We start from the raw sequence: 11,992 nt of genomic DNA, 5'->3' as shown, positions 1-11,992 counted from the left end.
TCATCAGTCCACGAGAGAGAGATGAGCACACATATGAGGACGGTGGTCCCACGAGACGGACGGCGGCGGATCCTGCTGTCTACGGTCTCCTCGGATTCCCATACCTGGAATCTCGTCTTCCTGCAGCTTCTGCTCGAGGAGATGGGCAATGAGGTCGTCAATCTCGGACCGTGCGTCCCCGACCAGCTGCTGATCGACTCGGTGCGCAGGATCCGCCCCGACGCAGTGGTCATCAGCACCGTCAACGGCCACGGCTGCCTCGACGGCGCCCGGCTGATCCGCGCGCTCCGCGCTGACGCGGTGGCCGGGGCGACCCCGGTGATCATCGGCGGCAAGCTGGGGATCACGGGCGGCACCGGCGACCAGGCCGCCCAGGAGCTCGTAGAGGCCGGGTTCGACGCGGTGTTCACCGACACCGCGGACCCCTCCCTGGTCAGCCGGCTGCTCGGTTCGCTGCCCGGCGGGACCCCCGAGGCCGCCCTGTCCCTGCCGGCGGAGCGCAGCGCCGAGGCCAGGCCGGAGCAGCACCGCGCGACGGAGGGAAGAGCGCTATGACGCAGATGCTTCCGCACGGGGGCAACGGCCCTGCCGAGGGCGACCGCCCCGCCGACCTGGGGGACTTCGTACGGCGGTCGGCGGCCGCGGGCTGGCTGGTGGTCCAGCCGCGCATGGGCATGGCGGACGCCGACACGATGGCGGCCGGACTGCGCGCCGTCCGTTCGCTGCCCTTCCCCACGGTGGGGACGATCACCCTCGACGCCTACACGCGCGTCGGCGAGCACGACCACGCGCGGGCGGCGCTCGCCGCGGGCAACGGGCTCAACGGCTTCCCCATCGTGGTCCACGGGCCGCGGACCACCATCAGGGTGGCCGCCGAGGGCGCGGGCCGGCCGGTCCAGGTCCGGCACGGCTCGGCCACCCCCCGGGCGATCTTCCGGACGATGGTCGAGGCCGGGCTGTCCGCGAGCGAGGGCGGCCCGGTCTCGTACTGCCTGCCCTACGGCCGGACCCCGCTGGCCACCTCCGTCGCCAACTGGCGCGAGGCGACTTCGGAGTTCGCGGAACTCAGCAGCGCGGGCGGCCTGCGCGCCCATCTGGAGACCTTCGGCGGCTGCCTGATGGGGCAGCTGTGCCCGCCGTCCCTCCTCGTCGCGATGAGCCTGCTCGAAGCGCTCTTCTTCGCCCAGCAGGGGGTCCCGAGCGTCTCGCTGAGCTACGCGCAGCAGACCGACGTGCGCCAGGACGTCGAGGCGCTCACCGCCCTGCGCATGCTGGCCGCCGAATGGCTGCCCGAGGGCATCGACTGGCACATCGTGCTCTACACGTACATGGGCGTCTTCCCCGGCACCCAGCAGGGCGCGCAGCTCCTGATGGACCGCAGCGCCGAACTCGCCGTGCGGGGCGGCGCCCAGCGGATGATCGTCAAGACGCCGGTGGAGGCCATCCGGCTGCCCACCGTCGAGGAGAACCTGGCCTCACTGCGCTCCGCCTCGGCCCTCTCCTCCCGCGCCCGTTCCGAGAGCCAGATCCCCTGGGGCCACGAGGTCGACCCGGGCGAGGTGCTGGCCGAGGCCCGCGCACTGATCGAGGCGACCCTCTCGCTGAGCGGGGACGTGGGCGAGGCGCTGGTACGGGCCTTCTCGGCCGGGATCCTGGACGTGCCGTTCTGCCTGCACGAGGACAACAAGGGCCTGACGCAGGCGGCCATCGACGGCGAGGGCCGGCTGTACTGGACCCGGACCGGCCGGCTTCCGCTGCCGGCGGCCCGCCGCACGGCGCCGCAGGGCGCGGTCACCGCCGACCGCCTCCTGCAGATGCTCCGGTACACCGCCGACCGCCACGACCTGCTGGGTCTGGACGCCGCCGCGGAGGCCGACTGGACGGGCGCCCCGCTCGAACTGCCCGACGCCAAGGACGAGGAGCCGTACCGCATCGCCGTGGTGGGCGCGGGGCCGCGGGGCCTGTCCGTGCTCGAACGGCTCGCCGCCCGTCTCGCGGAGAAGCCGCCGGGGCGTCCGGTGGAGGTCTACGCCGTGGACGCCCACCAGGTCGGCACCGGGCGGATCTGGCGGACCGACCAGCCCGACTGGTCCCTGATGAACACGGTGTCGGGCGAGGTCACCATCTTCTCGGGCCGGCCCGACGGCGGCCCGCACCGGGCCGGCGCGGGACCCTCGCTGTACGAGTGGTGGCGCACCATCGACCCGGAGGCGGCCGACGCGGACGAGTGCGCCTCGCGCGCCGTCTACGGCCGCTACCTCTCCTACGCGCTGGACCGCGTCGAGCAGGGTCTTCCGGCCGACGTCCTGCGGCTGCGCCGGATATCGGGGCAGTCCGTCGAAGCCATGGAGAAGGAGCCGGACGGCGGGTACCTGCTCTCCCTGAGCGACGGCCGTCACCTGCGGGCCGACCGCGTGGTCCTGGCGACCGGGCACCCGCTGCCCGAGCTCCGCTCCGACCAGCAGGAGCTGGCCGCGTTCGCCGACGACCACCCCCACCTGCGCTACGTGCGCGGCGACTCGGCGATCGACATGCCGCTGGACGGCATCGAGCCGGGATCCCGTGTCGGCATCCTCGGCCTCGGGCTGTCCTTCTACGACGTGGTCTCCGCGCTCACCACCGGCCGTGGCGGCCGCTACGTCGCGAACGGCGGCGGGGCGGAGGGGCTGCGCTACCTCCCCAGCGGGCGGGAGCCGCAGCTGGTCGCGGGTTCGCGCGGCGGGGTGCCGCTGCTGGCCCGGGGCCGCAATCAGAAGGGACCCCACTACACCTACCGTCCGCGGCTGTTCACGCACGAGCGGATGCGCGCCCTGCGCGACCGCGGGCGCCTGGACTTCCGGCGCGACGTGCTGCCCTGGCTGCTGACCGAGGTGGGGCTGGTCTACTACTCCACCTACCTCAAGGGCCTCTACGGTCCCGACATCGCGGAGAAGTTCGCCAACGAGGTGCAGGACGTCGTCCTGCACGACCCGGGCGACCCGGGGGTCGTACTGGCCCGGGTGGCCGCCCACCGGGGCATGGGCGACCTGCCCCCGGTGGACATCGAGGCCTGGGCGCGGCCGTTCCGCGGCCGCCGCTTCGCCGGGGCCGAGGAGTTCCAGAGGGAGCTGGTCTCCTTCCTGCTCAAGGACCTGGAGCTGGCGCGGGAGGGCAATTCCGAGGGCCCGGTGAAGGCCTGCCTGGACGCCATCCGCGATGTGCGCGGGGTGATCCGCACCGCCGTGGACTTCTCCGGGCTCACGCCGGCCTCCCACAGCCGGGACTTCCTCCAGGAGTTCGTGCCGCTCGTCTCGCAGCTGACGACGGGGCCGCCGATGGTCCGGCTGTACGAGGTCCTCGCGCTGATGGAGTCGGGCGTACTGCGGATCGCGGGGCCGGGCGTGCGCTTCGCCGCCGACCCGGGGGCGGCGTCCGGCGCCGGACGGTTCACGATCGAGTCCCCACAGGTGGCCGGCAGCCTCACCCTGCTGGACGCGGTGGTCGACGCCCGCATACCCGAACCCGACCTGCGCCGCAGGCCGGGCGGTCTGAACTCGCGGCTCTACGAGTCCGGCTTACTGACCGCCTACGTCAACCGGGACCACGACGGCGAGGAGTTCGCCACCGGCGGGGTGCACGTCACCGGCTCCCCGTTCCACCCGGTGCGCGCCGACGGACGCCCCGAGGAGGGCGTCTACGTCCTGGGCATCCCGGCCGAGTTCACCCGCTGGTTCACCCAGGTGGGCAGCGCGCGGCCCGGGGTCTGGGGCGAGTTCCTGAACGACGCCGACGCGATCGCCGAGGACGCGCTGGCCGGGGCCCGCAGGCAGGGCAGCGAGTACAGCGGCCTGGTGGTCGGCAAGCGCTGGCGGGGCATCCTCTCCGCCGAGGACGAGGAGGACCAGCGGTGACCGCGCGGGCGTCCTTACCGGCGCGGGCGCGCCCCGCACCTCCCGTCGAGGACGCCGACGCCGCCCCTTACTGGGCGGCGCGGCGTACCGCGGCCTCCGACGGCTTCCGGGCCGCCCGGGACCTGCTGCTGCGCCACCGCGAGGACCTCGACACCGCGGCCGGGCTCTTCCGCTGGCCGCGCCCGGAGCACTTCAACTGGGCGCTGGAGTGGTTCGACGTGGTCGCGGCGGGCAATGGCGGTGCGGCGCTGGAGCTGCTGGACCGGGACGGCGGCGCCGAAAGCGTCTCGTACGAGGAGCTGTCGCGGCGCTCGGACGCGGTGGCCGTTTGGCTGACCGGTCTCGGCGTGCGCCGCGGCGACCGCCTCATGGTGGTCCTCGGGACCCAGCGGGAGCTGTGGGAGGTGCTGCTCGCCGGGATGAAGACCGGCGCGGTGCTGGTGCCGTGCCATCCGGAGCTGACCTCCGCGGAGGCCGCCGACCGGGTCGTCCGGGGCCGCATCGACCACGTGGTGTGCCGGGCCCCGTCGGCGGGCGTCTTCGCGGGCGCGGAGGTGCCCGGGGTACGGATCTGCGTCTCCGGCGCGGTCCCCGGCTGGACGGACTACCGCGACGCGGACGGCGAGACGGGCCGGTTCCTCCCGGACGGGCCGACCCCGTCGCAGGACGTGGCGTTCTGCTACTTCACCTCGGGGACGACCGCGGCGCCCAAGCTGGTGGCGCACACGCACCTCAGCTACCCCGCGGGGCACCTCTCCAGCCTCTACTGGAACGGGCTGCTGCCGGGCGACCGGCACGTCAACGTCTCCTCCCCCGGCTGGGCCAAGCACTCCTGGAGCAGCTTCTTCGTGCCGTGGAACGCGGAGGCCACGATCGTGGCGCTGCCCGAGGGCCCGCCGGATCCCGCCCTCCTCCCGGGGATCCTGCGCGACCGGGCGGCGGACAGCTTCTGTGCTCCGCCGAGCCTGTGGCAGGCCCTGCGGCCGCACCTCGGCGCGGCGGCCCCCCGGCTGCGCGAGGCCACCAGCGCGGGGGAACCGCTGCCGCCGGGCCTCGCGGACGAGATCCGCTCCGCCTGGGGAGTCCCGGTGCGCGACGGCTACGGGCAGACCGAGACCACCGCCCTGATCGGCACCACCCCGGGCACGGCGCCCCGGCCCGGCCTGCTCGGCAGGCCGCTGCCGGGCTACCGGATCGTCCTGTGCGACCCCGAGAGCGGGGAGCCGGGCGAGTCCGGCGAGATCTGCGTCGAGCTCGACGGTGAGCGGCCGGTCGGGGTGATGGCCGGCTATCTGGAGGATCCCGAGCGCACCGAACGGGTGCTCGGGCAGGGCCGGTACGCGACCGGGGACCTCGGGGAGCGGACGGGCGACGGGTGGATCCGCGTGCTGGGGCGGCGCGACGACGTGTTCAAGTCCTACGGGCACCGGGTCTCGCCGTACGAGGCGGAGGCGGCGTTGCGCACCCATCCGGCGGTCGCCGAGGTGGCCGTGGTGCCGGTGGCCCATCCCGAGGGCGGTCTGGTGCCGCTGGCCGTGGTGGTCCCGGCTCCGGGGCACGAGCCGGACGGGGCGCTGGCCGCGGAGATCCTGGCGCACGCCGCCCTGGCGCTGTCCTCGGTGGCCCGGCCGGAGCGGCTGCGGTTCGCGGCCGGTCTGCCGCGCACGGCCTCGTCCAAGATCCGCCGCCAGGCGGTCCGGGAGCTGTACGCCAGGCCCGCGGCCGACGCCCCGCACCCGTCGCGCGCGGGCGGCGTCCCGTCGGCCGCCGGCGCCGTCGGCTCCCCCGGCTCCACCGGCACCCGGGCGGCACCGGCTACACCGTCGACATCCGTGGCACCGCGAGGAACTGGGGAACCGACGAGATGACCGTCACGCAGAACGACACTCCGGCCGCCGCGCCGTTGCTGGTCGAGGGACTGGACCGGCCGGGCGAGCTGGAGCGGAAGCTGAAGTTCACGCCGATGACCGCCGACGGCAGGGTCGGGGTGGAGGTGTTCCCGCTCTACACGACCGCGCAGACCGGGCCGGGCGGCCCCGCCGCCTCCCTGGTCCGGTACCACCCGGGTGCCAGCGCGGCCCCGCACCGGCACACGAGCTTCGAGATCATCCTGGTGCTGGAGGGCGAGCTGATCACCGAGGACGGCCGCCACCCGGCGCATTCGATGCTCGTCATGCCTCCGGGCAGCGTGCACGCGCCGCGCACCGAGCAGGGCGCGCTCATGCTGGTCGTGTGGGAGGCGCCGGTGGAGCCGGCCGAGCCCGTCGACTGACGCCGTACACGACGGAGGCCGCCCGAGCGGGTGCTCGGGCGGCCTCCGTGCGTTCCGGACGGGGGGTCAGTCCTCGGAGGTGATCCCGTAGACGGCGTAGTGCCGGCCGCGGGAGCGGTCCTGGTAGGGCCGCAGCGCCGAGGGGTTGTCCTTGTGGTCGGGTCCGAACTGCCAGGTGCGGTAGGCCTCGAGGGTCTCCCACTCGCTGTGCAGCAGGTATTCGCCGGGCCGGTCGACGTCCCGGAGCAGCTCGCTGCGGACCAGGCCCGCGATCGCGGTGCCCCCGCCCTCTCCCCGTACCCAGCTGATCTCGCGGTAGGTCTTCTCCAGCTGCTCCGCCTCGCCCTCGGGGGCGCGGAGGTAGATGACCACCCGGATGCGTTCGCCGCTCATGCGGATTCCTCCTACGCGTAGTACTCGGGGGCCACGCGCAGCGACTCCCACTGCTTGGCGTCGTGGCCGTGGACGATCAGGGCGTTCTCGTCGAAGGCGACCCCGATGAGCTTGCGGGTGCTCTCGCGGACCGCCTTCTCGTCCTGGTCGAAGGGGAAGACGGGCCGGTCGTCCGGGTCCATGGCGATGGCCATGGGGATGGCGTCGACGGCCAGCAGCACCGGGCCCGTGTCGGGCAGGCGCACCAGTACCGACTGGTGGCCGGGGACGTGGCCGCCGGATTCCAGCAGCTCGATGCCGGGCAGCAGTTCGGTGTCGCCGTCGACGGTCCGGTAGGTCAGCTGCGGGAGGTCCCACAGGGCGCGGGTGGCCTCGAAGCGCGGGTCGGTTCCGGAGCGGGCGAGCTCGAGGTGCGCGCGCTGGATGACGAACTCGGCGCCGGGGAAGGACGCGTGGAAGCCGGCGTGGTCGGGGTCCAGGTGCGAGCAGACCACGTAGGAGATGTCGTCGGCCGTCAGTCCGAGCGTAGCGAGCGTGGTCACCACGTCCTGGCCGGCGTCCACGCGGATGCGTGCGCCGGGCGACGGGTCGACGGGGGCGCCGGTGTCGACGAGGACGTTCACGCCCTCGTCGGTACGGATCAGATAGCCGGGTACCGGCGCCTCCAGTCCGGCGATGGTGCCCAGCCTCAGCAGGTACAGCCTCATGTCCGCACGTCCCCTTCCGGAGCGGCCGGCGCCGCTGCCCGGGGGCATGGTCGGGGTAGCCCCTCGACTCCCGATGGAGCCCGTCCCCGGGGGCGCCGTCGTGGCCGGAACAGGTCGGCACGCTCTCTAGCGCGCCTCGAGTCGCCATCGCCACACTGCTGACGGCCACTCGTCTATCAAGGAGAGCCACCGTGACCGAGGCGGAGAACAAGGTGTACCAAGAAGGGGAGACGGAGCCCGATCCGCAACGGTGGCGTGCAGCCACCGTGATCCTCGTGGCCATCGCCCTCGACCTGATCGACACGACGATCGTGAACGTGGCGCTTCCCGTGCTGCAGACGGATCTGGGAGCGGGCAAGGCCGCGCTCCAGTGGGTTGCCGCCGCCTACACCCTCACCTTCGCCCTCAGCCTGATCACGGTCGGCCGGGTCGGCGACATGCTCGGACGCAAGCGCCTGCTGACGGCGGGCATCGTCTCGTTCGTGCTCGCGTCGCTGCTGTGCGGTGTCGCGCAGAGCACGGAGATGCTGATCGCCGCCCGGGTGCTGCAGGGCTTCGGCGGCGCCATGGTGATGACACAAGGCCTCTCGATCTTCCAGGTGGCGTTCCCGCCGAAGGAACGAGCGGCTGTTTTCGGCCTGTTCGGTGCCCTGTCCGGGATCGCCGCGATGATCGGCCCGCTGCTCGGCGGCGTCCTGGTCAACGCCGACCTGTTCGGCTGGTCCTGGCGGCCGATCTTCCTGGTGAACGTGCCGATCGGCATCGTCGCGCTGATCGGTGTCGCGATGTACGTGCGCGAATCGCGCTCCGATCACATCAAGCGGCTGGACCTGGTCGGCGTCGCGCTGATCACGGCCGCCCTGCTGGCCCTGCTGTTCCCGCTGATCCAGGGCGGCGAATCCGGCTGGCCCGCGTGGACGTTCATCGCGATGGCCTGCTCGATCCCGCTGTTCGTGGTCTTCGGTGTGTACGAGGTCCGCAAGGCGGCGCGCGACGGTTCTGCGCTCGTGGAGCCCAGTCTCTTCAAGGAGCGGTCCTTCGTGGCCGGCCTCGTCGTGATGCTGAGCTTCTTCGCGATCATCGCCGGTCTGTTCTTCCCCTTCACCCTGTACCTCCAGGTCGGCCTCGGCTTCTCGCCGCTGGCCTCCGGTCTGGCCACCATCCCGTTCTCCTTCGGCGCGATGATCACCGCTTCCTTCTCCGCGGTGCTCGCGCTCAAGATGGGCCGCAAGGTGCTCAGCATCGGCATGGTGATCATGGGTGTCGGCATGGTCGCCCTGATCTGGACCATCAACCACTACGGCGCCGACGTGGGCGGCTGGAACCTGGCTCCCTCGCTCACGGTGCTCGGCCTCGGCCTCGGCTTCGTCATCTCCCCGGTCGTGGACATCGTCCTCGGCGGGGTGCCGGTGGAGCACGCGGGCTCCGGCTCGGGCGTCCTCAGCACCGCCGACCAGCTGGGCGCGGCGGCCGGTGTCGCCGTGATCGGCGTCCTCTTCTTCAACCTGCTCACCTCGCAGGCGGTGCCGGGCGCCGACGCCGCGCTGCCGCAGCTACGCAAGGAGCTCGCCGCCGTCGGAGTGGCGGAGTCCGCACAGGACCAGATCGCGGTCAACTTCCGTGCCTGTGCGAAGGCGAGCTCGGACGAGGGCGACTCGGGGCAGGTCCCCGAGGCCTGCGCGCGCATCGTCCCCGATGCGGCGGTGCCCGCCGGGGCGGCCGAGAAGGTCGGCAAGGTGCTGGCCGACGCGTCCGTGAAGGCGCGCGAGGAAGGCTACGCCAAGGCGACCGGCAAGGTCCTCTGGTACGAAGTGGGCGTCATCGCCCTGGGCTTCCTGCTGACGTTCCTGCTGCCGAAGCGGCCGCGGGAGCCCGAATGGGCCGGCGGCGACGAGGGCGCCGCCCCTGCCGACGGAGCGAGCGAAGAGGTACCGCAGGCGGTCCGTGCCGCCGGCGAGAGCTGACCTCCCGCACCGCCCTTTCGGCCGCGGACCCCGGACCCGAGCGCATGCCGCTCGGGTCCGGGGTCCTGTGCGTCCACGGGCTTCAGCAGCCTTCGAGTCACTTTGAAGAACGGGCCTCCACCCTGGCCCGACCGACAAAGCCCGGTTGGCTTCCCATTGGAGGGTCCGTGTCCCTGCGCCTGTTTACCTCGGAGTCCGTGACCGAAGGCCACCCCGACAAGATTGCCGACAGGATCAGCGACTCCATCCTCGACGCGATCCTGCGGGACGACGCCACGGCCCGCGTGGCCGTCGAAACCCTGATCACCACAGGGCAGGTGCACGTGGCCGGAGAGGTCACCACCAGCGCCTACGCCGACATCCCCGCCCTCGTCCGCGAGGCGATCCTGGAGATCGGCTACGACTCGTCCGCCAAGGGCTTCGACGGCGCCTCCTGCGGCGTGTCGGTGTCCATCGGCGCGCAGTCCCCCGACATCGCGCAGGGCGTGGACACCGCGTACGAGAAGCGGGTCGAAGGCGATGAGGACGAGCTCGACAAGCAGGGCGCAGGCGACCAGGGCCTGATGTTCGGCTACGCGACCGACGAGACCCCCGAGCTCATGCCGCTCCCGATCCACATCGCGCACCGCCTCTCGCGCCGCCTGACCGAGGTCCGCAAGGACGGCACCGTCCCCTACCTGCGCCCCGACGGCAAGACCCAGGTCACCATCGAGTACGACGGCGACAAGCCCGTCCGCCTCGACACCGTCGTCGTCTCCACCCAGCACGCCGCCGACATCGACCTCGACGCCCTGCTCACCCCCGACATCCGCGCGTTCGTCGTGGAGCACGTGCTCGCGCAGCTCGTCGAGGACGGCATCAAGCTGGAGACCGAGGGCTACCGCCTGCTGGTCAACCCGACCGGGCGCTTCGAGATCGGCGGCCCGATGGGCGACGCCGGCCTCACCGGCCGCAAGATCATCATCGACACCTACGGCGGCATGGCCCGCCACGGCGGCGGCGCCTTCTCCGGCAAGGACCCCTCCAAGGTCGACCGCTCCGCCGCCTACGCCATGCGCTGGGTCGCGAAAAACGTCGTCGCCGCCGGCCTCGCCTCACGCTGCGAGGTCCAGGTCGCCTACGCCATCGGCAAGGCCGAGCCCGTAGGCCTCTTCGTCGAGACCTTCGGCACGCACCGGGTCCCCGTCCAGAAGATCCAGGACGCCATCGACGGGGTCTTCGACCTGCGTCCGGCCGCGATCATCCGCGACCTCGACCTGCTCCGCCCGATCTACGCCCAGACCGCCGCCTACGGCCACTTCGGCCGCGAGCTTCCGGACTTCACCTGGGAACGCACCGACCGCGCGCAGCAGCTGCGCGAGGCCGCCGGCCTCTGAAGCCATCCCGACGAGCGACTCGCGGCCGCCCATCGTGCCGGCAGAGGAGAGCAGACATGCGCATCGCAGTGACAGGTTCCATCGCCACAGACCATCTGATGGCCTTTCCGCGAAAATTCGCCGATCAGCTCATCGCGGAGCAGCTGGACAAGATCTCGCTCTCCCTGCTGACGGACGAGCTGGAGATCCGCCACGGCGGTGTGGCCGCCAACATCGCCTTCGGGCTCGGCTCGCTCGGCCTGGCGCCGCTGCTGGTCGGCGCCGCCGGGGTGGACTTCGGCGACCACCACCAGCTCTGGCTCAAGGAGCACGGGGTCGACACCGACGGCGTGCGCGTCAGCGAGACCCTGCACACCGCCCGCTTCGTGTGCGCCTCGGACACCGAGCAGAACCAGATCGGCTTCTTCTACGCCGGTGCGATGGCCGAGGCGCACAAGATCGACCTCGGGGAACTCGTGCGGCGCACCGGCGCCGTCGACCTCGTCGTCGTCTCCCCGAACGACCCCGCGGCGATGCTGCGCCACACCCGGGACTGCGTCGCCCTGGGGATCCCGTTCGTCGCCGACCCCTCGCAGCAGCTGGCCCGCCTGGAGCGGGACGAGGTGCGCGCGCTGCTCGAAGGGCCGCGCCACCTGTTCACCAACGCGTACGAGTCCGTGCTCATCCAGGAGCGCTCCGGCTGGACCGAGCAGCAGATCCTGGCCCGGGTCGGGACCTGGGTCACCACCCACGGTTCCAAGGGATCGCTCATTTCCCGCGCCGACGCGGCGCCGGTGAGCGTCCCCCCGCTGCCCTCCGTGAAGACGGTCGACCCGACCGGTGCGGGCGACGCCTTCCGCTCGGGTTTCCTGGCCGCACTGGCCTGGGGTCTGGGGCACGAGGACGCGGCCCGGCTGGGCAGCGGGGTGGCGGCGCTGGCACTCGAGTCCCGCGGCACCCAGGAGTACGCGCTCGACCCGGGGGCGCTCCTGGAGCGGCTGACCGCCGGGTACGGCGCGGCCGCGGTGGGCAACCTCGCGCACCGGCTGCGGGCGCTGTGATGACGGCGGAAACGATGGCGCGGGCCGACCGGGTCGCGGCGCTCCGCCAAGCGCTGGCGACCCGTGTGGTGGTGGCCGACGGGGCGATGGGGACGATGCTCCAGGCGCAGGACCCGACGATGGAGGACTTCCAGCAGCTCGAGGGCTGCAACGAGGTCCTGAACGTCACGCGTCCGGACATCGTGGCGAACGTGCACCGGGAGTACTTCGCGGTCGGTGTGGACTGCGTGGAGACCAACACCTTCGGCACGAATTACGCGGCGCTGGCCGAGTACGACATCGCGGAGCGCAATCACGAGCTGTCGGTGGCGGGTGCCCGGATCGCGCGGGAGGTCGCCGACGAGTTCACG

The 11,992-nt window shown here is 72.5% G+C and carries 10 protein-coding genes; 8 read left to right on the top strand and 2 right to left on the bottom strand.

Annotation, left to right across the window (positions count from 1 at the left end; all coding sequences use genetic code 11):
* Positions 1-21 precede the first annotated feature (21 nt).
* The 4 genes from ABZY44_RS21120 to ABZY44_RS21105 are packed head-to-tail and all read left to right on the top strand — an operon-like array spanning position 22 to position 6,162.
* A complete protein-coding gene (locus tag ABZY44_RS21120; protein WP_356655987.1) occupies positions 22-555 on the top strand; it encodes a cobalamin-dependent protein in 534 nt (177 codons plus the stop codon).
* Positions 552-3,890: an FAD/NAD(P)-binding protein gene (locus ABZY44_RS21115; RefSeq protein ID WP_356655985.1), complete on the top strand. Its 3,339-nt coding sequence runs from the start codon at positions 552-554 to the stop codon at positions 3,888-3,890. Before ABZY44_RS21120 ends, ABZY44_RS21115 begins: the two co-directional genes overlap by 4 nt.
* The gene (locus ABZY44_RS21110) at positions 3,887-5,758 is read left to right on the top strand and encodes an AMP-binding protein (RefSeq protein ID WP_356655983.1); all 1,872 of its coding nucleotides are present in this window, start codon (positions 3,887-3,889) and stop codon (positions 5,756-5,758) included. The genes ABZY44_RS21115 and ABZY44_RS21110 overlap by 4 nt, the downstream gene beginning before the upstream one ends.
* Complete coding sequence (locus ABZY44_RS21105; protein WP_356655981.1) at positions 5,755-6,162, top strand: cupin domain-containing protein; 408 nt, start codon at positions 5,755-5,757, stop codon at positions 6,160-6,162. The genes ABZY44_RS21110 and ABZY44_RS21105 overlap by 4 nt, the downstream gene beginning before the upstream one ends.
* Before the next feature lie 66 nt (positions 6,163-6,228).
* Here the strand turns inward: ABZY44_RS21105 and ABZY44_RS21100 are convergent, their stop codons facing one another.
* Both ABZY44_RS21100 and ABZY44_RS21095 read right to left on the bottom strand, forming a co-directional pair.
* Positions 6,229-6,555, bottom strand: coding sequence for an antibiotic biosynthesis monooxygenase family protein (locus tag ABZY44_RS21100; RefSeq protein WP_356655979.1), 327 nt, complete (start codon positions 6,553-6,555; stop codon positions 6,229-6,231).
* An 11-nt stretch (positions 6,556-6,566) separates the two neighbouring features.
* Positions 6,567-7,262: an N-acyl homoserine lactonase family protein gene (locus tag ABZY44_RS21095; protein ID WP_356655977.1), complete on the bottom strand. Its 696-nt coding sequence runs from the start codon at positions 7,260-7,262 to the stop codon at positions 6,567-6,569.
* Positions 7,263-7,453: 191 nt separating this feature from the next.
* On the opposite strand from ABZY44_RS21095, the gene ABZY44_RS21090 reads away from it, so the two are divergent.
* The 4 genes from ABZY44_RS21090 to ABZY44_RS21075 all read left to right on the top strand — a co-directional run.
* Positions 7,454-9,226 carry an MFS transporter gene (locus ABZY44_RS21090; protein WP_356655975.1) on the top strand — a complete coding sequence of 591 codons (1,773 nt, stop codon included), beginning with the start codon at positions 7,454-7,456 and terminating at the stop codon, positions 9,224-9,226.
* Between the two features lie 167 nt (positions 9,227-9,393).
* Complete coding sequence (metK, locus tag ABZY44_RS21085) at positions 9,394-10,602, top strand: methionine adenosyltransferase (protein ID WP_356655973.1); 1,209 nt, start codon at positions 9,394-9,396, stop codon at positions 10,600-10,602.
* Between the two features lie 56 nt (positions 10,603-10,658).
* Positions 10,659-11,642, top strand: a complete 984-nt coding sequence (locus ABZY44_RS21080) for a carbohydrate kinase family protein (RefSeq protein ID WP_356655971.1) — start codon at positions 10,659-10,661, stop codon at positions 11,640-11,642.
* The coding region (locus tag ABZY44_RS21075; RefSeq protein WP_356655969.1) for a homocysteine S-methyltransferase family protein at positions 11,642-11,992 on the top strand (351 nt) is incomplete at its 3' end. The genes ABZY44_RS21080 and ABZY44_RS21075, both read left to right, overlap by 1 nt.

The sequence above is a fragment of the Streptomyces sp. NPDC006544 genome (assembly GCF_040611715.1).
In the GTDB taxonomy this organism is placed as follows: domain Bacteria; phylum Actinomycetota; class Actinomycetes; order Streptomycetales; family Streptomycetaceae; genus Streptomyces.
The sequence above is the reverse complement of the archived record's forward strand: the minus strand, read 5'-3'. Positions and strand labels throughout refer to the sequence as shown.